This window comes from Jatrophihabitans sp. (assembly GCF_035474675.1).
Taxonomy (GTDB): domain Bacteria; phylum Actinomycetota; class Actinomycetes; order Mycobacteriales; family Jatrophihabitantaceae; genus Jatrophihabitans_A.
Genome location: NZ_DATINC010000098.1, coordinates 36,648 through 59,014, shown reverse-complemented (window position 1 = coordinate 59,014; position 22,367 = coordinate 36,648). Strand labels below are relative to the sequence as shown.

The 22,367-nt window shown below is 70.1% G+C and carries 18 protein-coding genes and 1 tRNA gene; 11 read left to right on the top strand and 8 right to left on the bottom strand.

Annotated features, from left to right (window positions below):
• The 5 genes from VLJ82_RS12085 to VLJ82_RS12065 all read left to right on the top strand — a co-directional run.
• Nucleotides 1-552, top strand: a 552-nt coding sequence (locus tag VLJ82_RS12085) for a molybdopterin-dependent oxidoreductase (protein WP_408663604.1), incomplete at its 5' end; no start/stop codon positions are given.
• 188 nt (nucleotides 553-740) lie between these two features.
• Nucleotides 741-1,637 carry a carbohydrate ABC transporter permease gene (locus tag VLJ82_RS12080; protein ID WP_408663603.1) on the top strand — a complete coding sequence of 299 codons (897 nt, stop codon included), beginning with the start codon at nucleotides 741-743 and terminating at the stop codon, nucleotides 1,635-1,637.
• Entirely contained in the window at nucleotides 1,634-2,446 is an 813-nt protein-coding gene (locus VLJ82_RS12075; protein WP_408663602.1) for a carbohydrate ABC transporter permease, read from the top strand. Before VLJ82_RS12080 ends, VLJ82_RS12075 begins: the two co-directional genes overlap by 4 nt.
• A gap of 31 nt (nucleotides 2,447-2,477) precedes the next feature.
• A complete protein-coding gene (locus VLJ82_RS12070) occupies nucleotides 2,478-3,860 on the top strand; it encodes an ABC transporter substrate-binding protein (protein WP_408663601.1) in 1,383 nt (460 codons plus the stop codon).
• A 46-nt stretch (nucleotides 3,861-3,906) separates the two neighbouring features.
• Nucleotides 3,907-4,137 carry a DUF5703 family protein gene (locus VLJ82_RS12065; protein ID WP_408663600.1) on the top strand — a complete coding sequence of 77 codons (231 nt, stop codon included), beginning with the start codon at nucleotides 3,907-3,909 and terminating at the stop codon, nucleotides 4,135-4,137.
• A 78-nt stretch (nucleotides 4,138-4,215) separates the two neighbouring features.
• On the opposite strand, the gene VLJ82_RS12060 is transcribed toward VLJ82_RS12065, so the two are convergent.
• Nucleotides 4,216-5,538 (bottom strand): M20/M25/M40 family metallo-hydrolase, encoded by a 1,323-nt coding sequence (locus tag VLJ82_RS12060; protein WP_408663599.1) that lies wholly within the window; start codon nucleotides 5,536-5,538, stop codon nucleotides 4,216-4,218.
• A gap of 67 nt (nucleotides 5,539-5,605) precedes the next feature.
• On the opposite strand from VLJ82_RS12060, the gene VLJ82_RS12055 reads away from it, so the two are divergent.
• From VLJ82_RS12055 to VLJ82_RS12035, 5 genes are all read left to right on the top strand, one after another.
• A tRNA-Leu gene (locus VLJ82_RS12055) sits at nucleotides 5,606-5,693 on the top strand.
• A 59-nt stretch (nucleotides 5,694-5,752) separates the two neighbouring features.
• Nucleotides 5,753-6,454, top strand: a complete 702-nt coding sequence (locus VLJ82_RS12050; protein WP_408663598.1) for a DinB family protein — start codon at nucleotides 5,753-5,755, stop codon at nucleotides 6,452-6,454.
• A 191-nt stretch (nucleotides 6,455-6,645) separates the two neighbouring features.
• Nucleotides 6,646-6,780 carry a hypothetical protein gene (locus VLJ82_RS12045; protein WP_408663597.1) on the top strand — a complete coding sequence of 45 codons (135 nt, stop codon included), beginning with the start codon at nucleotides 6,646-6,648 and terminating at the stop codon, nucleotides 6,778-6,780.
• A 214-nt stretch (nucleotides 6,781-6,994) separates the two neighbouring features.
• Nucleotides 6,995-7,330 carry an RGCVC family protein gene (locus VLJ82_RS12040; RefSeq protein WP_408663596.1) on the top strand — a complete coding sequence of 112 codons (336 nt, stop codon included), beginning with the start codon at nucleotides 6,995-6,997 and terminating at the stop codon, nucleotides 7,328-7,330.
• Between the two features lie 246 nt (nucleotides 7,331-7,576).
• Nucleotides 7,577-8,101, top strand: a complete 525-nt coding sequence (locus tag VLJ82_RS12035) for a DinB family protein (protein WP_408663595.1) — start codon at nucleotides 7,577-7,579, stop codon at nucleotides 8,099-8,101.
• A 27-nt stretch (nucleotides 8,102-8,128) separates the two neighbouring features.
• Here the strand turns inward: VLJ82_RS12035 and VLJ82_RS12030 are convergent, their stop codons facing one another.
• The 7 genes from VLJ82_RS12030 to glyA all read right to left on the bottom strand — a co-directional run bounded on the left by VLJ82_RS12030 (nucleotide 8,129) and on the right by glyA (nucleotide 13,436).
• Complete coding sequence (locus VLJ82_RS12030; RefSeq protein WP_408663594.1) at nucleotides 8,129-8,455, bottom strand: type II toxin-antitoxin system PemK/MazF family toxin; 327 nt, start codon at nucleotides 8,453-8,455, stop codon at nucleotides 8,129-8,131.
• Nucleotides 8,442-8,795, bottom strand: a complete 354-nt coding sequence (locus VLJ82_RS12025) for a hypothetical protein (protein WP_408663593.1) — start codon at nucleotides 8,793-8,795, stop codon at nucleotides 8,442-8,444. The genes VLJ82_RS12030 and VLJ82_RS12025 overlap by 14 nt, the downstream gene beginning before the upstream one ends.
• A 111-nt stretch (nucleotides 8,796-8,906) precedes the next feature.
• Nucleotides 8,907-9,080, bottom strand: coding sequence for a hypothetical protein (locus tag VLJ82_RS12020; RefSeq protein ID WP_408663592.1), 174 nt, complete (start codon nucleotides 9,078-9,080; stop codon nucleotides 8,907-8,909).
• Complete coding sequence (locus VLJ82_RS12015; RefSeq protein ID WP_408663591.1) at nucleotides 9,077-9,475, bottom strand: TraR/DksA family transcriptional regulator; 399 nt, start codon at nucleotides 9,473-9,475, stop codon at nucleotides 9,077-9,079. The genes VLJ82_RS12020 and VLJ82_RS12015 overlap by 4 nt, the downstream gene beginning before the upstream one ends.
• 275 nt (nucleotides 9,476-9,750) lie before the next feature.
• A complete protein-coding gene (locus VLJ82_RS12010; protein WP_408663590.1) occupies nucleotides 9,751-10,971 on the bottom strand; it encodes a PucR family transcriptional regulator in 1,221 nt (406 codons plus the stop codon).
• Between the two features lie 33 nt (nucleotides 10,972-11,004).
• Nucleotides 11,005-12,105, bottom strand: coding sequence for an alanine racemase (locus tag VLJ82_RS12005; RefSeq protein WP_408663589.1), 1,101 nt, complete (start codon nucleotides 12,103-12,105; stop codon nucleotides 11,005-11,007).
• The gene (gene glyA / locus VLJ82_RS12000) at nucleotides 12,099-13,436 is read right to left on the bottom strand and encodes a serine hydroxymethyltransferase (RefSeq protein WP_408663588.1); all 1,338 of its coding nucleotides are present in this window, start codon (nucleotides 13,434-13,436) and stop codon (nucleotides 12,099-12,101) included. Before glyA ends, VLJ82_RS12005 begins: the two co-directional genes overlap by 7 nt.
• A gap of 202 nt (nucleotides 13,437-13,638) precedes the next feature.
• On the opposite strand from glyA, the gene VLJ82_RS11995 reads away from it, so the two are divergent.
• On the top strand, nucleotides 13,639-22,332 hold the full coding sequence (locus VLJ82_RS11995) for a VWD domain-containing protein (protein ID WP_408663587.1): 8,694 nt from the start codon (nucleotides 13,639-13,641) through the stop codon (nucleotides 22,330-22,332).
• Nucleotides 22,333-22,367: the final 35 nt, after the last annotated feature.

The window sequence follows — 22,367 nt, the reverse complement described above, 5'->3', positions numbered from 1 at the left end:
GCGGTGGTGATGGACGGCCGGGACGCGATGCTCGCGGTCGGCATGAACGGCGAGCCGCTGACCGCCGAGCACGGCTTTCCGGTGCGGATGGTGGTGCCGGGCCTGTACGGCTACGTCTCGGCCTGCAAGTGGATCACCGGGTTGCGGGCCACCACGTTCGCCGACTTCTCCGCCTACTGGGTGCGGGGCGGCTGGGCGGCCCGCGGGCCGGTCAAGCTGGCGTCCCGGATCGACCGGCCGGTGCCGCCGGGGGTACTGGCGGTCGGCACGCCGGTGCCGGTGGCCGGGGTGGCCTGGGACCAGCATGTCGGGGTGTCGCGGGTCGAGGTGCAGGTCGACGACGGGCCCTGGCAGGAGGCGACCCTGGCGCCGGTTCCGTCGGTGGACACCTGGCGGCAGTGGGTCTATCTGTGGACGCCGGCCTCGGCCGGCCAGCACCGGCTGCGGGTGCGGGCCTTCGACGGCAACGGCGCCGTCCAGGAGGAGAAGGACACCGACCCGTTCCCGTCCGGTGCGACCGGGCTGCACAGCGTGACCGTCCGGGCCCGCTGACCGGCTCTGCCCAGCGGCGCTGCCCCGGCGTGCCACGCCCGCCTGCCTTCCTTGCCCGGTTCGGCCCGGGATCGCGGTTAGCATCCAAACGCCGCGCTTGTCGTTGCTAGCCCAAGAAGGGCGAGTGCATCGCGTACTGGCCCTGTGAAGGCCGCGTAGCGGCCGTCGATCACTGGGAGAGCAACACGATGCGTCTGAGCAGACCGGGGCTGGCACGGGAACGCGCGCTCGGCCTGGCCCTGCTGCTGCCGTCGCTGGCGGTGTTCGGGATGTTCCTGTTCTGGCCGCTGGCCCGCACCTTCCAGCTCAGCACCACCGGCCAGGACCTGTTCGGGCGGGCCAATCGCTCGGTGGGCCTGGCCAACTTCCGGGCGGTGCTGGCCGACCCGGAGTTCGGCCGGGTGCTCGGGGTGACCGCGGGCTATGTGCTGCTGACGGTGCTGCCCAGCATCCTGCTGGCGCTGCTGCTGGCGTTGCTGCTGCAGCACCCGCTGGCCGGGCTGCGAATCCTGCGCTCGGCATTCGCGATGCCGTTCGCCTACTCGGTGGCCGCCGCCTCGGTGGTGTTCGCCGCGCTGTTCAACCCGGCCATCGGCATCGCGAACTACCTGGTCACCTCACTGGGGTTCGCGCCGGTGAACTGGCTGACCAGCCCCGGCACCGCGCTGCTCAGCATCGCGATCACCACCATCTGGATGAGCCTGGGCTACAACATGCTGGTGCTGCTGGCCGGCATCGGCGGGGTGGACGAGCAGCTGTACGAGGCGGCCAGGCTGGACGGCGCGGGCACGGTGCGGATCGCCTGGTCGATCACCGTGCCGCTGATCACCCCGACGCTGTTCTTCCTGGTGGTGGTGGACACCATCACGGCGCTGCAGAGCTTCGGCCAGATCCACCTGCTGACCCGGGGCGGGCCCACCGGGCACACCACCACGCTGGTGTACTGGATCTACCACACCGCCTTCGCCGACGGCGCCACCGACTACGGCACCGGCTCGGCCCAGGCGATCGTCCTGCTGGCGGTGGTCATCGCGGTCACCGCGATCCAGTTCGGGGTGCTCGAGCGCAAGGTGTTCTACCGGTGAGGCCGGGCCGCTGGGCGAGGGTGGCAGCGCTCGGGCTGCTGGCGGTCGTGGTGCTGTTCCCGCTCTATTACACCGTGGTGGGCAGCGTGATGGGACCGGGCGACATCGCCTCGGCTCCCCCGTCGCTGTTCCCGCACCGGCTGACCTTCGACAACTACCGGGGTGTGCTGCATGCCATTCCGTTGCAACGGCAGTACCTGAACTCGACGCTGGTGGCGGTGGCGATCACCGTCTCGCAACTGGTCTGCGCGGTGCTGTCGGCCTACGCGTTCGCCTTCCTGGCGGTGCCGTTCAAGCGGACGATGTTCGCGCTGTTCCTGCTGACCCTGATGGTGCCGTGGGAAGCGATCATCATCCCGAACTTCCTGTTCATGGCCGACCATCAGCTGCGCAACACCTACCTGGCGCTGATCCTGCCGTTCCTGGCGGGCGGGTTCGGCACCTTCCTGCTGCGGCAGTCCTTCCGCACCTTTCCGGTGGAGCTGCGCGACGCCGCCACCCTCGACGGTGCCGGCCATGCCCGGTTCCTGTGGCAGATCCTGCTGCCGCTGTCGCGCCCGGCGCTGGCCAGTGTCGCGATCTTCGTGTTCCTGTCGGCCTGGAACCAGTTCTTCTGGCCGCTGCTGGTCACCGACTCGCCGAAGCGGCAGACCCTGCAGATCGGCCTGTCCTCGCTCAACGACGCCGAGCAGGCCAATCCCGGCCTGATCCTGGCGGGGGTCAGCATGGCGTTGATCCCCACCGCGCTGCTGGTCGCCTTCGGCCAGCGGTTCCTGGTGCGCGGCCTGACCGCCGGTGCGGTCCGGTAGCGGCCGCCTTCCCCTGACCGAGAGGCTGTAGATGACGTATCGCAAGAGCTGGATGGTGACGGCCGCTACCGCGGCGCTCGCGCTGGTCCTGACGGCGGGCTGTGGCAGTTCCTCGAAGGACTCCGGCTCCGCGGGCTCCGGCTCCGCGCCGGGCGCCGACGCGCTCAAGGGCCCGGTGACCGTGTCGTTCTGGCACGCCATGAAGGGCGCCAACGCCGAGGCGCTGGACGCGCTGGTGGCCAAGTTCAACTCCGCGCACCAGGGCAAGATCACCGTCAAGGCCACCTTCCAGGGCAGCTACGACGACACCCTCACCAAGTACAAGGCGGCGGTGCGCGCCAAGCAGACGCCCTCGCTGGTGCAGATCTACGACATCGGCTCGGGCTTCATGGCCGACTCCGGCCAGACCATCCCGGCGCAGTCGTTCGCCGACGTCGACAAGCTGGACCTGGCGGACCTGCAGCCGGCCATCAAGGGCTACTACTCGCGCGGCGGCAAGCTGCAGAGCATGCCGTTCAACTCCTCGGTGCCGGTGCTCTACATCAACAAGACGGTGTTCACCAAGGCCGGGCTGGACCCGGCCAAGCCGCCGACCAGCCTGGACGAGATCCGCGCCGACGCCGAGAAGATCAAGGCCAGCGGCGCGGCGAAGTTCGGCTTCGGCGCCGCCATCTACGGCTGGTTCTTCGAGCAGCTCACCGCCGAGGCCGGCAAGACCTACTGCAACAACGACAACGGCCGCACCACCCGGGCGGACGCCGTGACCTTCGACGACCCCGAGCAGGTCAAGGTGCTGACCTGGTGGAAGGGCATGGTCGACGACGGCCTGGCCACCAACACCGGCCGCAAGACCGACGACGCGCAGGCGGCGTTCAAGTCCGGCACGGTGGGCATGCACCTGGAGTCCACCGGGGCACTGGGCGGCTACGTCAAGGCCGCCGCCGGCAAGTTCGAGGTGGCCACCGCGCCGTTTCCGAAGGTGCAGAGCTCGGACGCCGGCGGTCCGGTGATCGGCGGCGCGTCGCTGTGGATCAGCGGTGAGGGTCACTCGGCGGCTGAGCAGCGGGCGTCCTGGGAGTTCACCAAGTTCCTGATCCAGCCCGAGAACTCGGCGTTCTGGCACACCCAGACCGGCTACTTCCCGGTGTCCAAGGCGGCCCTGGACGAGGACGTCGACAAGAAGTGGGTGGCGGACAAGCCGCAGTTCCAGACCGCGATCGACCAGCTCGCCGCCACCCCGTCCGGCGTGCCCACCCAGGGGTGCTTGCTGGGCACCCTGCCGCAGGTCCGGGCGCTGGTCGAGAACGCCATCGAGTCGGTGCTGACCTCGAGCAAGGACCCGAAGGCGGCCCTGGACGAGGCGGCCAGCCAGGCCAAGGCCTTGATCGAGAACTACAACTCGTCGGTCAAGTAGTTCGTCAGGGGTATTGGGGCGGCCCGGGGCGGGGCACAATGGCCCCATGCCGACCCAGACCATGGCGGACGCTGACCCAGACTGGGAGTACGCACCGCTGCGGATCCCCTCGGATGTCACGAGGATGAACGCAGCGGTGCGGCTCGCATTGCACGCCGAGTACGGCGGCTGGGAACTCGCCCGTGTACGCAGATACGCCGACGGCTCGCGCCAGGTGCTGCTGCGGCGCAAGCGCCGGGCAGCCGACCTGGTCCCGATGCCGGGCCTGAGCGCCTGACCCGGCGCCGCAGCACCGGGCCCAGCGCGTAGCCGCTCCGCCCGGCAGCCGCCCTGCGCCCCGAGGGCGCGGCCCCGCTCAGCAGTTACGCAGGAACCGGTCCAGCACCCGGGTGCCGAACTGCAGCGCGCTGACCGGCACCCGCTCGTCGATGCCGTGGAAGAGCGCGGAGAAGTCCAGGTCGGGTGGCAGCAGGAGCGGGGAGAAGCCGAAGTTGCGGATGCCCAGCAGCGAGAACGACTTGGCGTCGGTGCCGCCGGACATCGGGTACGGCACCGGCACCCCGGCGGCGTCCTCGGCCTTGAGGGCGGCGGCCATCGCGTCGACGATCGCCCCGTCGAACGGAGTCTCGACCGCGATGTCCTCGGTGATCGTCTCCCGGCTGACGTGCTCGCCGATCAGCTGGTCGATGGTGTCGAACAGCTCGTCGGAGTAGCCGGGCAGGAACCGGCAGTCGACGGTCGCCTCGGCCCGGGACGGGATCACGTTGGCCTTGTAGCCGGCTTGCAGCATGGTGGGGTTGGCGGTGTTGCGCAGCGTGGCGCCGAGCATCCGGGCGGCGTTGCCGAAGTACTTCAGCGCGCCCTCCGGGTTCTCCAGGTCGATCGGCAGGCCGGTGGCGTCGGCGATCCGGGTCAGGAACTCCCGCATGGTGGGAGTCAGGTGCACCGGGAACTGGTACTCCCCGATCCGGGTGACCGCCCGGGCCAGCTCGGTGACCGCGTTGTCCGGGTGGATCATCGAGCCGTGCCCGGGACGGTTCTCCGCCCGCAGCCGCAGCCAGGCGATGCCCTTCTCGGCGGTCTGGATGAGGTAGAGCCGCAGGTCGTCGCGGACGGTGATGGAGTAACCGCCGACCTCGCTGATCGCCTCGGTGCAGTCAGCGAACAGGTCGGCGTGGTGGTCCACCAGCCAGTGCGCGCCCTGCTGGCCGCCGGCCTCCTCGTCGGAGACGAAGGCCAGCACGATGTCGCGGGGCGGCTGCACCCCGGTACGGGCCCAGTTGCGGATGACGGCCAGTGTCATCGCGTCCATGTCCTTCATGTCCACCGCGCCGCGGCCCCAGACGTAGTCGTCCTTCACCTCGCCGGCGAACGGGTCGACGGTCCACTCCGAGGCGTCGGCCGGAACCACGTCGAGGTGGCCGTGGATCAGCAGCGGCGGCCGGCTGGAGTCGGTGCCGGCCACCCGGGCGATGGTCGAGGCCCGGCCCGGGGCGGCCTCCAGGATGGTGGAGGCGATGCCGACCTCGTCCAGCTTCTCGGCCACCCACTCCGCGGCGGGGCGTTCGGGGTGGGTGGGGTTAGAGGTATTGATCCGGATCAATTCGGTCAGCAGCGTGACCACCTCGTCGGCGGCCGGGGTGTTGCTGGGCGAGCTCTGCTCTGCTGCGGAGGTCATACCGTAGTTCCTACCAGTGGCCCGGGCCCGAATCGAGTTGGGCTAGACTTCGGCCTTGCTCGCACTCGTCCGGGTGGCGGAATGGCAGACGCGCTAGCTTGAGGTGCTAGTGCCCTTTATCGGGCGTGGGGGTTCAAGTCCCCCCTCGGACACCATTGTTTCGCATGCCGAACTCCTCGGGCGTGCTGTCGGTGGGGCTCAATACACTCGGCGCGTGGCTGAGCCGGAGACGTTTGTCGGACGGGATCTGCGCGGCGCGCGGTTCGCCGAGTGCGACCTGTCGGACGTGGTGATGCGCGGTGTCGAAATCGCCGGGATGGACATCGACGCTCCCTGGCTGAGCGAGGGCGCGGGTCTGCGGGTAAACGGGGTCGACGTCACAGCGTTCGTCGAGCAGGAGCTGGATCGCCGTTTTCCCGGCCGCGGCGAGCGGCGGGCGGAGAGCCCAGCGGACCTGCGGGTGGCCTGGACCTCGGTGGAGCGGGCCTGGGACGCGGCGATCGCACGAGCGGCGGCGCTGCCTGCCGGCTCCGTCGAGACCAGGATCGATGGCGAGTGGTCGTTCTCGGAGACGCTGCGGCACCTGGTGCACGCCACCGACATCTGGCTGGGCAAGGGTGTGCTGGGGTGGGTGGAGGCTGACTTCCATCCCCTCGGTCTCAAGTACGGAAACCGGAACTCCGAGAGCCGGCCTTACGACGCCGTGCTGGCCGCCCGTGCGGACCGGGTCGCGATGGTCCGCGATTTCCTGGCCACCGTCACCGACGACCTGCTCGCCGAGGAACGCCGCAACCCGCACAACCCTGCAGACACCGAGACGGTTCGCAGCTGCCTGCACGTGATCCTCGAAGAGAGCTGGGAACACCTGCGATTCGCCTCGCGGGACCTCGACGCGATCGAGTCGTCCATCGTCTGAGGACGCCACCAGCAGCGGGAGGTGGCTCCCGCTCCGGTGCGGCGTCCGTCTTGATTGCTGGTTGGCCACAAGTTGCCAGCAGCGGTATCAGACGGCGGGCTTCTGGTATCTCACCGGGAGAAGGCGCAACCGATCAGCCATCGAGTGCGTCTTGGTAGTAAGCGTCCGACCGAACGGGGAAGTGATCTTTCATGAGCAAGACAGCCAGCCCCACCACCGACACCAGCGAGCAGGTGCCGCTGCCACCGCCGCCTCCCAAGCAGCCCGACGATGACCCGCCCATGAACCCGAACCCGTACATGGGCGGCGGCGGGACTCCGACCTGACAGACGGACCCGAACTCCGCCTGCTGGGCGACAACCGGGGTGCCGGCTGCTGTTACCGGCATGAGTGAATCGCCTCGGCCGCCCAGCTGACTTCGAAACCCCGTCGCTTCGGTGGTCGCTCCGTTACGGCGTCGCCGCGCTGTCCTCGGCTGGCTGGGTCCGTCCAGTCGTCTGCCCGGCCGAGGGTGATGATCACCGGCGCGACCAGAGCTGGATGACTCGGGACAGGCTCGCCGTCGGGGAGTATGGTCAAGCCACCACGGTGCCTATCCCGGCAGCTTGTCGGACGGCCGTGGTGAGAGGCAATCTGACCCGTCCACCGGGTCTGCGAGGCCCGATGAAGCAGGTAGCTCCGACAGCCGGTGAGGGCCAGGCCGAGCCCGGCCTGCTGTGCGTGCCGTGCGGGCATCGAGTGCAAGCCCATGACCCCACCGCCACGCGCTACTGCGCGGCGAGCAGGGCCAGTGGCGTCGACCGTGGCTGCCTGTGTCCGCCGGGTGCCGTGTCCGCAGGCGTGCAGCCGCTTTCGACCACACAACCCTTCCGGTGAGCGGTAGCTGCCGCCCACCGTCTCTGCCACGCCAAGGAGAATCCGATGTCCGGTAAGAACAAGGGTGGGCGCGAGATCCGCAAACCCAAGCAGGAGAAGAAGCAACCGGTCACCGAGATCTTCGCGGCGGCACCCAAGCCGGGCACCAAGAAGCCCAAGTAGGCCAGCCCGGCGGTCCATCCCCGGCGCGGGACGGACCTCTGACTCGGGCGTTACCCGGTCCCGGCCACCGGCTACGGTTCGGGCATGCCCGATAGCAACTCGGATGCCCTGCCGGACTTCGAGACGCAGCGCGAGCCGGTTCCCCGCGTGGACACCGGCGAGCTCGACACCGCGCTGGCGTTCCTGGACTTCGTCCGTTCCTGCGTGCTCAAGAAGGCGTCCGGCCTCACCGACGAGCAACTGCGCCGGGCCGTCGTTCCGAGCGGCACGTCGATCCTCGGCCTGATCCAGCACCTGACCGTGGGCGAACGGTTCTGGTTCGGCTACCAGCTGGCCGGCATCGGCGAGGACGCCGACTTCGACTTCGACATGGTGGTGCCGGCCGGGCGGAGCGCCGCCGAGGTGATCGCCGAGTACCGCGCCGCGATCGAGGAGAGCAACGAGCTGATCCGCCGCATCGGCGACCCCGACGCGCGCGTCGCGGTACCGGTCGACGGCGAATACCTCAGCATGCGCTGGGTGATCGCGCACGCCACCGGTGAGGCAACCCGGCATGCCGGCCATGCCGACATCATCCGCGAGCTGATCGACGGAACCACCGGCCGCTAACTCGGCCGCAACGGAAACGCCAGCGTCCTACAGGCCGAGATAGGTGCGCAGCTGGGTCTCGATGCGGGCCAGTTCGGCCCGGGTGAGCAGGCCGCGCTGCCTCCTCAGCCGGGCTCGGGCGACGGGCCGCAGCGAGGTCACGTCGGCGAAGGACCGGCCGTACCTGGTCAGCCCGGCATCGGCGTCCAGCGGGATGTGCGTGCTGGGCGGGCCCGGGGTTCCGGTGATCGGGATGACGGCGGCATGGCCGAGCCGGCTGTTCAGCGGGTTGACGCTCAGCACCACGGCCGGATGGCGGCCGAACTCGAAGTCGACATCCCACACCTGCCCGCGAAACGGCTCAGGCGCCGTCATCGGCCGGTTCGACGCCGAGCGGCAGCGGGGGCGTCGAGTCGCCGTAGAACTCCTCCACCGACCGCGCCATCCGTTCCTCGGCCGCCTGCCGGTGCAGCAGGCCGAGAGCGGCCCTCACGATCTCGGTGCGGCCGTCCAGGCCGAGCACCTCGGCATCGGCGCGCAACTGCTCGGCAAGGTCGCGCCCGATCCGGGCCTGCCACACCTCGGACGCACCGGGCGTGCCGCTCTCCGGGGCCGGCACCGCCCGCTCACTGGCACGCCGCGCCGGGCTGCTGGTGAGCGCGCGGACGGCCGGTTTCGCTTCCTTGCGCGGGGTCTGGGATCGAGTCCGGGCCATGCCGTATACATTCTGTCGTACAGCGCCGTTTGTCAAGCCTTCCGAGCGGCTGTGGAGCAGTAAAGCGGAGACACTGTCCTGGTATTCGGCTGACCAGCCCGCCAGGCCGTGCTAGCCGGTGATGCCCGCATAGACGACCGCCGGGATGGCGGCGACCATCGCCGCGGACAGCCCGATCATCCCGAGCAGCCCGGCATCGTCACCTGTGCTGCGGAAGGAGGCGGTGACCAGCACGGCACCGGTGAGCACCAGGGCGAAGGTGATGCCGAGCAGCGCGAACGTCATCGGACGGGCCTGAGGATGCGCCGCTGCGCGGTATCCGCCGCGGGCGGCCGGCCGCTGCTGATGCGATGTTGGCACGGCATGCAACGGGCCGCGGCCGGCAGCACCTCCAGGCGGTCGCGACCGACAGCCCCGCCGCAGTCGACGCACTGTCCGTACCGGCCGTCCCGAAGCCGGTCGAGAGCGAGATCGATCTCGGCCAACGCGTGCCGCGCGGCTTGTTCGAGCGCGCCGGCGACCTCCGAACCGAGAGGTGCGCTACGGGCGCCCGCTCCGTCGGCCAGCTCCGCCAACTGCTCGAGGCGGAAGCTGCGCTGCTCGTGCAGTGCCGCTTCGAAGGTGAGCAGCTCGGCCTGGGTCAGGTCTGTTACGACACCCGCCGCGGACTGATTCCTCATCGACAACTCCTTGCCTTCGACGGCGCCTCACGTTCTGATGTCTTCACCATGCGGCATGCGCCGGGGCGATCCCATGTCTGCCGCCGGTGAACATCGGGCCGGGATCATTGCCGACGGCCGGCAAGGGCGGTCGTCGCAGGCCGCCCCTTCAGTACCTGGTTACGAAGGATGTCCGAGCCGGGATGCTCTGGCCGGATGCCCCGATGTTGCCGGGGGTAGGCAGGCAGCGAGGACGTATCCCCGGACGTGACTCCCAGCCGATCCAGGGCCGAGCCTTATTCGGTGCTGGGAAGCTGCCGCTGCGGCCATTGCAACAGCCGAGCGCCGAGCACGGCTACTTCGAGGGCCAGCCGGTCTCCCGGATGCGTCGGGTTGCGCCCGGTGAGCTCAGCCACCTTCGCCAGCCGGTAGGTCACCGTGCGCACCGACACGTGCAGCCGCCGGGCCGCCTCGGTAGCCACGCCGCCCGTCTCGAAGTAGGTCTGCAAGGTGTCCAGCAGTGGACCGGCGCCGCCGCGAGCAGTGGTCAACGGAGACAGCACCGCTTGCACGAGATCGCTGATCGCGGCCTGGTCGCGAACCAGCACCCGGTACACCAGCAGGTCGTGGGCGTAGACCATCGGCGCGTCGATCTGCAGGATCTCGGCCAGGTCGAGGGCTTCGCGTGCCTCCTCGTACGAGCGTGCCACCCCGTACGCGCCGGGGTGCGCCCGACCGGCGGCGATCCGCCAGCGAACCCCTTTGCGGACATCACCGAGTGCCGCCTGGACAGCCGCCCCGACATCGGGCCGGCCGGCGTGCCTGGCGTCGTCATCGACCTCCGGGGCCACCACGACGAACCGGCCCTCCCGGGCGTCTACCAGAACCTCCCGGCCGTCGTAGGCATCGGCGATCGAACGTTCCAGCGCCGAGGCGACCGCGACGTGATCGGCCAGCCTGCCATTGGGCACCGCCAATGCCACCTGATGTCCCAGCCCGAAGTCCAGGCCGAACGGTTCGCTGCGCTGGACCAGCGACGCGACGTCGGAATCGCCGCGCAGCAAGTCGTCGATGAACTGACGTCGGACGGATTCCTCGTTCCGGATCAGCCGGCGACGTTCTGACTCGTGTCCCTCGACCAGCGCCGCGACAGCGCCGTCCACCACCACCAGCACCGCTTCGGCCGCGGCCGACACGGCGTCGCGGCCCCGGGTCCGGACCCGCTGCGGAATGGTGCTCCACAGCCGGGCCGCGGCCGTCAGGTAGAGATGAGCCATCCGGTGCGCCGCCACCCCACTGGCCGCGGCTTGCCGTCCGAGTTCCCGCACGGCGGCCAGTTCCGACCGATCGGGGGTCCTCCCCGTCAGTGCCGCGTCCGCCACCAGGTCGAGATAGGCGCCCAGCAGCTCGGCTGGCGTACCCGACTGGCGGGCCGCGTCCGCGGCGACCTTGGCCAGCCATGCCTCTCGCACCTCCGCCGGAATGCGCGGCGTCCCCCGCGGGTGTGCCTGGGTCATCGCCTCACCCACGCATGCCGATACCGCAAGACATCAGCGGTTCCTGCCGCGGGCGGCCACGAGCCAGCGGTCGACCACCTGACCCCGGGCGGTGACGACCAGCTCGTCGGCCAGATTGACCGCGTTGCACACGTGGTTCGGCGCCACCCGCACCGTCGAGCCCAACGCGGGAGGCGACACGTCCGGCGGAAAGACCACCGTTGCGTGGTGCTCGGACAGCGCCACCACCCGGGCGTCGGGATGGTCGGGCAGCCGGCCTGCCCCGGTGGCCCAGCCGGGTTGGTCGGCCCCCAGCGTCTTGCTGCCCGCGTCGAGCACCACGGTGTCCGCCCGGCGGCTGACCACGGTGGCCATCGCGGTCAGGGCGACCGCGCTCCAGTCAGCGGAGCCGAGCTCCACCTGCTGGGCGTCGTTGAAGGCGTAGACCCCAGGCCGCAGCTCGGTGAGTCCCTCGCCTACCACGCCCGCGGCCGCCAGCTCTCGTTCTGCCACCCCCGCGGTCGGGGTCGAGCCGCCGCTGCGCACCGCCGGCTCGATCCCGCGGCCGCGCAGGATGGCCACCGCCACCGCCACCGTCCGCGCCTCGTCCAGGGCGGCCGGAGTGCGGTTGCCCGGGCCGTAGCCGTGTCCCGGAAAGGTGAACAGCCCCGCCACCGGCAGCCCGGCCCGCTCGGCGGCGACCGCGACCTGGCCGGCCTCGGCCGGATGGACCCCGGTGCGGTGATGACCGCTGTCCAGCTCGACCAGCGCCCGGGCCGAGGTTCCCGCCAGCGCCTTGCCCAGCAGTTCCGCGGCCTCGGCCGAGTCCACCCCGACGGACAGGCTCACCCGCTCGGCCAGGGCGCGCAGCCGCTCCGCTCGGTGGCCGGCCGCCCACACCGGATAGGCGATGAACAGGTCGTCGCAGCCGGCGGCGGCGAACACCTCGGCCTCCCCCACCGTGGCCACCGTCAGCCCGACCGCACCCAATGCCAGCTGCCGCCGGGCGATCTCCAGGCACTTGTGCGTCTTGGCATGCGGACGCAACGAGATCCCGCGCTCGGCGGCCAGCCCGGCCATGGCCGACAGGTTGCTTTCCAGCACTTCCCGGTCGACGGCCAGGAACGGCGTGTCGAGATCGGTAACCGTCACCATGGCTGGTCGGCCGTGAAGTGCACGCCGGAGAACTGCTTGCGCCAGGCGGTGACCTCGCCGGCCACCGCCTCGGGCGGGACGTCCACGTCCAGGCCGCGGGCGATGAGCCCGCCGAGCTCGGCCATGTCGGCGGGTTTCATGCCGAGCCGGACCAGCTCCGGGGTCCCCATCCGCAGGCCGTTGACGTCCCCGTCGACCGGATCGTCCGGCAGCCCGATGCCGCAGGCGAGCAGGTTGGCCCGGCGCAGCCGGCGGGCGGCGTGCTGCCCGCCGCCCCAGCGGTGCGCGCGCAGGGCGAACTGGTGCGAGCGGGTGGGCCCGTGCGCGCCGCTGAACACCGGCAGCCCGGCCGCCGCCAGCTCCTCGGCCAGCCGGCCGGCGGTCTCCACCATCGCAGCGGCGTAGGCCCGGCCGGCGACCTTCCAGTCCAGCATGGTCACCGCGAGCGCGGCCGCCTTGCCGGCGTCGAAGTTCGCGGTCAGCCCGGGAAAGGCGATCCGGTCCAGGCGTTCGGCGAGCTCCGGATCGTTGGTGACCACGGCGCCCCCGGCCGGGCCGCCCAGGCTCTTGTAGGTGCTGAACGTCATCAGGTGAGCGCCCTCGTCCAGCGGCTGCTGCCAGGCGTGCCCCGCGATCAGGCCGCACAGGTGGGCGGCATCGAACAGCACCTTCGCGCCGACCTCGTCGGCGATCTCGCGGATCGCGGCAACCGGGTGCGGGTAGAGGTTCAGGCTGCTGCCGATGGTGATCAGCGCCGGCCGCACCTCCTTCGCCAGCTCGCGCAGGGCCGGCACGTCGACGGTGTAACTGTCGGCCGAGACCGGCGCCGGCACCGTCCGCAGCCGGTACTGGCCAGCCGAGCCGGCGGCGTGGTGGGTGACGTGCCCGCCGATCGCCGGCGGCGGGGCGATGATCGTGCTGCCCGGCTCGCAGGTCGCCAGGAAGGCGTACAGGTTCGCGACCGCCCCGGACGGCACCCGGATCTCGGCGTAGCGGGCACCGAACACCTCGGCGACCAGCTCCGCGGCGATGACCTCGATCTGCTCGATGGCCTCCAGGCCCATCTCGTACTTGTCGCCGGGATAGCCCAGCGACGGCCGCGAGCCCAGCTTCGCCGACAGCATCGCCTCGGCCCGCGGGTTCATCACATTGGTCGCCGGGTTGAGGTTGACGCACTCCACGTCGTGGATCTGCCGGTTCTCCGCCACCAGGCGATCCAGCTCCGCCAGCAGCGCGGCCGGAGCGGCGCTCGCCGCTGCCTCCGCCACGGTGCGCACCCGCCGCTCCGGCTCTTCCGGAACCCAGGGGCGGGAAACGAGCGCTGCAGCCATCGAGGTCTACTCCAAGGGTCGGACGGGTGATCTGAGCTCCCATCCTGACGCCTGGCTGCGCCGAACGGTATCGATGCTGCCGGCGCCGTGCCGGTCAGCCGCTGGACGACGGGTCGTCCTCGACAGGAATCCGGTCATGCCATACGATTTCCGCCCCTCTCAGGTTTATAAGCTTCTCGTTAGATAACTGGAGCGCCGGCCCGTGAACTCCTCCGCACACCTGCTCGCAGTCCGGCGCCTGTGCCGATCCGCGGTCATTCTGTTCCTCACCGTCGCGGTGCCGGTAGCGGCCTGCCAGCTGACACCGGCACGGGCTACCACCCCGGTGGTGGCCGGCGCCAGCACGTCCGCGGCCACCGACTGCCCTCCGAACAGCTCCGACCAGAGCCTGGGCAGGGCGTCCCGGTGCGTGGCGGAGATGATGCGCTCGACCCGGGGTTTTCTCAGACCCGAGTGCTTCGACACCCGTGCCCTGACCCCCGACCAGCTCTACCGGCTCGGCGAGTGCAAGGGCCTGACGACCATCCAGGCCGAGGCGATCGCCCAGACCCGGGCCATCGTCCGGTTCAACTCCCAGTCGGTGTTCGGCGACTCGGCACCGCTCGGCTCGGTCACCGCCAACCTGCAGTGGGAGGTCTCCTACCCCAAGCCGGCCGGTGCGGCGACCGGCGGCCGGGTCGACATCCTGATGTACGACCGGACCAGCCCCGGCAGCCCGATGCAGGCGATCGAGGTCAAGAACTCCCTGGGTGGTGTCGGTGACGCCGACGCCGAGGCCCAGCTGATCCGCTACCAGCGCGACTTCCCGACCGGGCCGACGAACCGGCCGCTGGTCAGGTACAACCTGGCCGGCTACTCCGACAAGTTCCGTATCCTGGTGCGCGAATGCTCGCCCACCAACGACACCGAGGTGGTCTACAACTACACCGCCGGCCCGACCGGACGCCTGGGTGTGCTGCTGGTGTCCGACCCGACGAAGACGACCCGCAAGTGCCAGGACGACCCGACCCCGGTTCCCACCGCGGCCAGCCCGTCGGCCACCGCGTCCACCTCGGCTCCCACGGCAGAGCCCACCTCGACTCCGACGGGTCCTCCGGTGCTGGTGCCGCCGGTCTACCGGCACCCGGGCGCTGACGACGACGGCAACGGCAAGGACGACTTCTGGGAAGACTTCATCAAGGACCACCCGGAACTGGACGACCTGCCGATCCCCGACGCGCCGACGGTGTCCGAGCCGCTGGTGAAGGTCGCGGTCGCGGTCGGAGCGGCGGCGATCCTGGTGGCGCTCGCCGGGGCCTGCATAGCGGGCGGCTGCCTGGCCGCACTCGGGATCGCGGCGGTCGAGACGGGCGCCGCCACGATCGGCACCCTCATTCTGATCACGGTAGCCGGGCTGGCGGCGTTGATCGGCTGGAACATCTTCGGCGACCCGCACCTGGCCACCCCGGACCGGTTCACCTACGACCTGCAGTCGGTCGGCGAGTTCCACCTGCTGGAGGTCCCTGACGAGGGCATCGACATCCAGGCCCGGTTCACCCCGAGCGGGCCGAACGTGTCGCTGTTCAACACGGTCGCGTTCGAGATCAACGACACCTGGGTCGAGCTCGGCAACGGCACGCTCAAGATCAACGGTGTGCCGACCTCGCTGAGCGGCGGCACCTCCTACGACCTCGGCGACGGTGCCGCCGTGCTGCACACCGGCCGGTTCTACTCGGTGCTCTGGCCGGGATACGGCGACCGGCTCTCACTGATGTGGAGCGGGTCGAACGTCGGCCTGCACGTCCCCAAGACGATGCGGACCCGTGGCCTGCTCGGCAACTCCAACGGCAACCCCGCCGACGACCTGGAGCTGCGCGACGGCACCCCGCTGCCCGCGAACACCTCCGACACCGTCCTGCACGGGCGGTTCGCCGACTCGTGGCGGATCACCGATGACGACTCGCGGTTCTCCTACGGCGCCGGCCAGACGACCGCGACCTTCACCGATCGCGCCTTCCCCGCGCGGGTGATCACCCTCGGGGACTTCACCGAGGCCGAGATCGCCGTGGCCACCGAGACCTGCCAGCTGGCCGGGGTCTCGCCGGGCCCGCAGTTCGAAGATTGCGTGTTCGACGTCGTCACCACCGGCGACGACACCTATGCCCAGGCTGCCGCCGAGGTCACCCAGGTGCTGGTCGACTCGGCCTCGCACTTCTTCGACGACACCGGCAACCTCGCCGAGGACTTCGAAGGCGCGGTCGGCGCCAACTTCGTGGCCCCGCGCTACACCTCCGACCCGTCGACCACCCGGGTGGCCGGCCCGCTCTTCGACACCCCGGGCTACCGGATGACGGCCCGGTCGGTCACCCGGCACAAGTCGATCCGGTTGCGCGCCGACCTCTACGCCTACGGCAACATCGGCAGCGACAGCGTTCCCCAGACCGTCTCGCTGATCCTCGACGGCACGCCCGCCGGCCAGGTCAACTTCGAGGGCGCGGACGGTCCGACGCTGTCCGGCGGGCTCACCGGCAGCATCGAACGGGTGGGCGTGAACACCACCGTCAACGGCATCGCGTACAGCAAGTTCGCCCTCGACGTCACCCTGTCGCACTCGGCGTCCTCGGCCAACCTGGAATTCGTGCCGAAGTACTTCCGCGGCGTCCTCAACACCTCGCTGGGCATCGACAACATCAAGATGACGCTGGAAGTGCCACCGGCCAACACCTTCGACGTGGCGCTGCCGCTGACCGTGCCGTCCGTCCAGGCCGCGATCGAGCAGGGCGCCGGCACGCTGGAGACGGCGGGCGCGCAGGACGAGTACCGCTTCAGCCTGGCGGCCCCGGCGGCGCTGGCCTTCGACGCCCAGGCCTGCCTCAGCGCGCTCAGCGCGGTGCTGACCGAGACCACCACCGGCGTCCGGACCACGCTGACCACCTCGTGCGGCGACTTCACCACCGCGGTGGTACCCGCGGGCTCCTACCGGGTGGAGGTCCAGGCCGCCCAGACCGGCAACTACAGCTTCGCCCTGTTCGTGAAGCCGGACCCGCAGGTCTTCGATCTCGGCGCACTGGGCTCGTCGGCGGTGCCGGTGTCGGACGGGGTGCCAGCGTCCGGTGCCGGCCGGCTGGAGACCAAGGCATCCGAGGACGACTACCGGTTCGGCCTGCCGGCGGCCGGCTCGGTAGCCCTCATCGGAACGTGCTCGGGTACCGGTTCCACGTCGGGTTACCTGTCCTGGCGGCTGGTCAAGGACGACGGGAGCAACACCACGGTCAGCTCCGGGACGTCCTGCCCGGCCCGGGTGCTCACCGGCCTGGCGGCGGGCGACTACCGGCTGGTGGTCAAGCCGCAGGCCGAGTACACCGGCAGCTATGCCGTGGACTTCCTGCTGGTGCCGGACGCCCAGGTCTTTCCGCTCGGCTCGATTCCCCCAGCGGGGATCACCGTCTCTGACGGTGTGCCCGGTGCCGGTGCCGGGAACCTGGAAACCAAGGTGTCGCAGGACGAGCTGCGGTTCACCCTGGATGCGGCCCAGGCCCTGTTCTTGGACTTCGCCGGCTCGGCTATCACCCCCGCTTGGCAGCTGCTGCGCGCCGACGGCTCCTCGGTGGTCTCCACCAGCGGCAACTACCGCATCGACGCCCTGCCGGCCGGTGACTACCGACTGCTGGTCGGCTCGCGGACCAGCATCGGTAGCACCGGCAAGTACACCGTCAAGCTCAGCTCCGCTGTTCCGCAGTCCTTCGACATCGGCGTCCTGACCACCACTCCGGTCTCGATCTCGGACGGAGTGCCGGGGACCGGTGCCGGCCGGTTGGAGAGCAAGGCGGCCGAGGACGACTACCGGTTCAGCCTGCCGGCGGCCGGCTCGGCGAGCCTTACCGGAACGTGCTCGGGTACCGGTTCCACGTCGGGTTACCTGTCGTGGCGGCTGGCCAAGGACGACGGGAGCAACACCACGGTCAGCTCCGGTTCGTCCTGCCCGGCGAAGGTGTTCGCCAACCTGGCAGCCGGCGACTACCGGCTGGTGGTCAAGCCGCAGTACGAGTACACCGGCTCCTACGCCCTGGACTTCATGCTGGTCCCGGACGCCCAGGTCTTCCCGCTCGGCACCCTGACCGGTACCGGCGTGACGGTCTCGGACGGGGTGCCGGCAGCGGGTGCCGGGAACCTGGAGACCAAGGTGTCGCAGGACGAGTTGCGGTTCACCCTGGATGCGGCCCAGGCCCTGTTCCTGGACTTCGCCGGCTCGCCGACCAGCCCGGGGTGGCAGTTGCTGCGCGCGGACGGCTCCTCGGTTGTCTCCACCAGCGGCAGCTACCGCATCGACGCCCTGCCGGCCGGCGACTACCGGCTGCTGGTCGGCTCGCGCACCAGCATCGCCACCGCGGGCAAGTACACCGTCCAGCTCACCGTTGCCGTTCCCCAGGCCTTCGACCTCGGCACCCTGGCCACTACCCAGATCTCCGTCTCCGACGGGATACCGGCGGCTGGTGCCGGGCGTCTGGAGGCTAAAGCATCCGAGGACGACTACCGGTTCACCCTCGCGGCGGCCGGGTCGGTGATGGTGAACGGGTCCTGCTCGGGTACCGGTGCGACGTCGGGTTACCTGTCGTGGCGGCTGGTCAAGGATGACGGCACCAACACCACGATCTCCTCCGGTTCGTCCTGCCCGGTGAAGGTGTTCGCCAACCTGGCGGCCGGCGACTACCGGCTGGTGGTCAAGCCGCAGTACGAGTACACCGGCAGCTACCGGCTGGACTTCATGCTGGTGCCGGACGCCCAGGTCTTCTCGCTCGGCACCCTGCCCGGCACCGGCCTCATCGTCACCGACGGCGTGCCCGGTGCCGGTGCGGGAAACCTGGAGACCAAAGTGTCGCAGGATGAGCTGCGGTTCACCCTGGATGTCACGCAAGCGCTGTTCCTGGACTTCGCCGGCTCGGCGACCAGTCCGGGGTGGCAGCTGCTGCGCGCCGACGGCTCCTCGGTGGTCTCGACCAGCGGCAGCTACCGGATCGACGCCCTGCCGGCCGGCGACTACCGGCTGCTGCTCGGCTCGCGCACCAGCATCGCCACCGCGGGCAAGTACACCGTCGCGTTCACCTCAGCGGTACTGCAAACCTTCGACCTCGCAGCGTTGGGCTCGTCCGTGACGTCGGTGTCGGACGGCGTACCGGCCGCCGGCGCCGGCCGGCTGGAAAGCAAGGCGTCCGAGGACGACTACCGGTTCACGCTGCCGACGCCCGGATCGGTCATGCTCACCGGGTCCTGCTCGGGCTCCGGTTCCACGTCGGGTTACCTGTCGTGGCGGGTGGTCAAGGACGACGGCAGCAACACCTCGGTCGGGTCCGGTTCGTCCTGTCCCAACCAGGTGATCAGCAACCTGGCCGCCGGCAACTACCGGCTGGTGGTCAAGCCACAGTACGAGTACACCGGCTCCTACCGGCTGGACTTCATGCTGGTGCCCGACGTGCAGGTCTATACCCTCGGCGCGATTCCTTCGGCAGGGGTCACCGTCTCCGACGGGGCGCCCGGTGCCGGTGCCGGGAACCTGGAGACCAAGGTGTCGCAGGATGAGCTGCGGTTCACCCTGGACGCCACGCAAGCGCTGTTCCTGGACTTCGCCGGCTCGCCGACCAGCCCGGGGTGGCAGTTGCTGCGCGCCGACGGTTCCTCGGTGGTCTCGACCAGCGGCAGCTACCGCGTCGACGCGCTGCCGGCCGGGGACTACCGGCTGCTGCTGGGTACCCGCACCGGGATCGGCACCGCCGGCAAGTACAGCGTCAAGCTCGTCGTTGCCGTTCCCCAGGCCTTCGACCTCGGCACCCTGACTACCACCCAGGTCTCCGTCTCCGACGGGATACCGGGGGCCGGTGCCGGCCGGCTGGAGAGCAAAGCATCCGAGGACGACTACCGGTTCACCCTGCCGGCGGCCGGATCGGTCATGCTCACCGGCACCTGCTCGGGCACCGGTTCCACCAGTGGCTACCTGTCCTGGCGGCTGGTCAAGGACGACGGCAGCAACGCCTCGGTCGGGTCCGGTTCCTCCTGTCCCAACCAGGTGATCAGCAATGTTCCTGCCGGCAACTACCGGCTGGTGGTCAAGCCGCAGTACGAGTACACCGGCTCCTACCGGCTGGACTTCATGCTGGTGCCCGACGCTCAGATCTTTACCCTGGGCACGATCCCCGTCGCGGGTGTCGCCGTCTCCGACGGCGTACCGGGTGCCGGTGCCGGGAACCTGGAGACCAAGGTGTCGCAGGACGAGCTGCGGTTCAGCCTGGACGCGGCCCAGGCATTGTTCCTGGACTTCGCCGGTTCGGCGACCAGCCCGGGGTGGCAGTTGCTGCGGGCCGACGGTTCCTCGGTGGTGTCGACCAGCGGCAGCTACCGCGTCGACGCCCTGGCGGTTGGCGACTACCGGCTGCTGCTCGGCTCGCGCACCAGCATCGGCACCGCCGGCAAGTACAGCCTGACCCTCACCCCGGCGGTGCTGCAGACCTTCGATCTCGGCGTGCTGACCACCACCCAGGTCTCGATCTCGGACGGGGTGCCGGGGACCGGTGCCGGCCGGTTGGAGAGCAAGGCGGCCGAGGACGACTACCGGTTCACCCTGCCGGCGGCCGGGTCGGTGGCCCTCACCGGCACCTGTTCGGGCACCGGTTCCACCAACGGCTACCTGGCCTGGCGGCTGGTCAAGGACGACGGGTCGTACACCACGGTCACCTCGGGTTCGTCCTGCCCGGCAAAGGTGTTCACCAACCTGGCGGCGGGCAACTATCTGGTCACCGTCAAGCCCCAGTACGAGTACACCGGCAGCTACCGGCTGGACTTCATGGTGGCACCCGACGTGCAGGTTTTCACCCTCGGCACGATTCCCTCGGCGGGGGTTGCCGTTTCCGACGGGGTGCCGAGCGCCGGTGCAGGGAACCTGGAGACCAAGGTGTCGCAGGACGAGCTTCGGTTCAGCCTGGACGCCGTCCAGACGCTGTTCCTGGACTTCGCCGGTTCACCGACCAGTCCGGGGTGGCAGTTGCTGCGGGCCGACGGTTCCTCGGTGGTGTCGACCAGCGGCAACTACCGGGTGGAGGGCTTGCCGGCCGGTGACTACCGGCTGCTGCTCGGCACCCGGACCAGCATCGGCACGCCGGGCAAGTACACCGTCAAGCTCAGCTCCGCCGTCCCGCAGTCCTTCGACCTCGGCGTCCTGACCACCACCCCGGTGCCGGTCTCGGACGGGGTACCGGGGGCCGGCGCCGGACGCCTGGAGGTCAAGCCGTCCGAAGACGACTACCGGTTCACCCTGCCGGCGGCCGGATCGGTGGCCCTTACCGGCACCTGCTCGGGCACCGGTTCCACCAACGGCTACCTGGCCTGGCGGCTGGTCAAGGACGACGGCAGCAACACCACGATCAGCTCCGGTTCGTCCTGCCCGGCAAAGGTGTTCGCCAACCTGGCGGCAGGCAACTACCTGCTCACCGTCAAGCCCCAGTACGAGTACACCGGCTTCTACGCCCTGGACTTCATGGTGGTACCCGACGTCCAGACCTTCGCGCTCGGCACCCTGCCGGGTGCTGGTGTGACGGTGTCGGACGGCGTGCCGAGCGCCGGTGCCGGCAATCTGGAGACCAAGGTGTCGCAGGACGAGCTGCGGTTCAGCCTGGACGCGGCCCAGACGCTGTTCCTGGACTTCGCGGGCTCGGCGACCAGCCCGGGGTGGCAGCTATTGCGGGCCGACGGTTCCTCGGTGGTGTCCACCAGCGGCAACTACCGGGTCGAGGGCCTGGCGGTTGGTGACTACCGGTTGCTGCTCGGCACCCGCACCAGCATCGGCACCCCTGGCAAGTACGCCCTGAAGTTGACGCCCGCCCCGGTGCAGGCCTTCGACCTCGGAGTGCTGGGCACGTCGGTGGTGTCGGTGTCGGACGGGGTGCCAGGGACTGGCGCCGGACGCCTGGAGGTCAAGCCGTCCGAGGACGACTACCGGTTCAGCCTGGCAGCGGCGCAGTCGGTGATGCTGCTCGGGAACTGTTCGGGCACCGGTTCCACCAACGGCTACCTGGCCTGGCGACTGGTCAAGGACGACGGCAGCAACACCACGATCACCTCCGGTTCGTCCTGCCCGGCAAAGGTGTTCGCCAACCTGGTGGCGGGCAACTACCTGCTCACCGTCAAGCCGCAGTACGAGTACACCGGCTTCTACACCCTGGACTTCATGGTGGTACCCGACGTGCAGACCTTCGCCCTGGGCACCCTGCCCGGCATTGGCCTCACCGTCTCCGACGGCGTGCCGAGCGCCGGTGCCGGGAACCTGGAGACCAAGGTGTCGCAGGACGAGCTGCGGTTCACCCTGGACGCGGCCCAGACGCTGTTCCTGGACTTCGCGGGCTCGGCGACCAGCCCGGGGTGGCAGTTGCTGCGGGCCGACGGCTCCTCGGTCGTCTCAGCCAGCGGCAACTACCGGGTGGAGGGCCTGGCGGCTGGCGACTACCGGTTGCTGCTCGGTTCGCGCACCAGCATCGCGACCGCGGGCAAGTACACCGTGCAACTCACCGTTGCCGTTCCCCAGACCTTCGACCTCGGCACCCTGACCACCACCCCGGTGCCGGTCTCCGACGGGGTACCGGCAGCCGGTGCCGGCAGGTTGGAGAACAAGGCGGCCCAGGACGACTACCGGTTCACCCTGGCAGCGCTCGGGTCGGTGACGCTCACCGGCAGCTGCTCGGGCACCGGTTCCACCAATGGGTACCTGTCCTGGCGGCTGGTCAAGGACGACGGCAGCAACACCACGATCAGCTCCGGTTCGTCCTGCCCGGCAAAGGTGTTCACCAACCTCGCCGCCGGCAACTACCGGCTGGTGGCCAAACCCCAGTACGAGTACACCGGCAGCTACCAGCTGAGCTTCAAGACCAGCTGAGTACGGCGGCCGGGCTCCGGACCATGCCCGGCCGC

Bases quoted from the DNA above. Each gene is read 5' to 3' on its own strand.
- VLJ82_RS12010 (WP_408663590.1), bottom strand. From the start codon at position 10,971: ATGACCCAGGCACACCCGCGGGGGACGCCGCGCATTCCGGCGGAGGTG.
- glyA (WP_408663588.1), bottom strand. From the start codon at position 13,436: ATGGCTGCAGCGCTCGTTTCCCGCCCCTGGGTTCCGGAAGAGCCGGAG.
- VLJ82_RS12070 (WP_408663601.1), top strand. From the start codon at position 2,478: ATGACGTATCGCAAGAGCTGGATGGTGACGGCCGCTACCGCGGCGCTC.
- VLJ82_RS12005 (WP_408663589.1), bottom strand. From the start codon at position 12,105: ATGGTGACGGTTACCGATCTCGACACGCCGTTCCTGGCCGTCGACCGG.
- VLJ82_RS12015 (WP_408663591.1), bottom strand. From the start codon at position 9,475: ATGAGGAATCAGTCCGCGGCGGGTGTCGTAACAGACCTGACCCAGGCC.
- VLJ82_RS12045 (WP_408663597.1), top strand. From the start codon at position 6,646: ATGAGCAAGACAGCCAGCCCCACCACCGACACCAGCGAGCAGGTGCCG.
- VLJ82_RS12040 (WP_408663596.1), top strand. From the start codon at position 6,995: ATGACTCGGGACAGGCTCGCCGTCGGGGAGTATGGTCAAGCCACCACG.
- VLJ82_RS12025 (WP_408663593.1), bottom strand. From the start codon at position 8,795: ATGGCCCGGACTCGATCCCAGACCCCGCGCAAGGAAGCGAAACCGGCC.
- VLJ82_RS12020 (WP_408663592.1), bottom strand. From the start codon at position 9,080: ATGACGTTCGCGCTGCTCGGCATCACCTTCGCCCTGGTGCTCACCGGT.
- VLJ82_RS12080 (WP_408663603.1), top strand. From the start codon at position 741: ATGCGTCTGAGCAGACCGGGGCTGGCACGGGAACGCGCGCTCGGCCTG.
- VLJ82_RS12035 (WP_408663595.1), top strand. From the start codon at position 7,577: ATGCCCGATAGCAACTCGGATGCCCTGCCGGACTTCGAGACGCAGCGC.
- VLJ82_RS12030 (WP_408663594.1), bottom strand. From the start codon at position 8,455: ATGACGGCGCCTGAGCCGTTTCGCGGGCAGGTGTGGGATGTCGACTTC.
- VLJ82_RS12065 (WP_408663600.1), top strand. From the start codon at position 3,907: ATGCCGACCCAGACCATGGCGGACGCTGACCCAGACTGGGAGTACGCA.
- VLJ82_RS12060 (WP_408663599.1), bottom strand. From the start codon at position 5,538: ATGACCTCCGCAGCAGAGCAGAGCTCGCCCAGCAACACCCCGGCCGCC.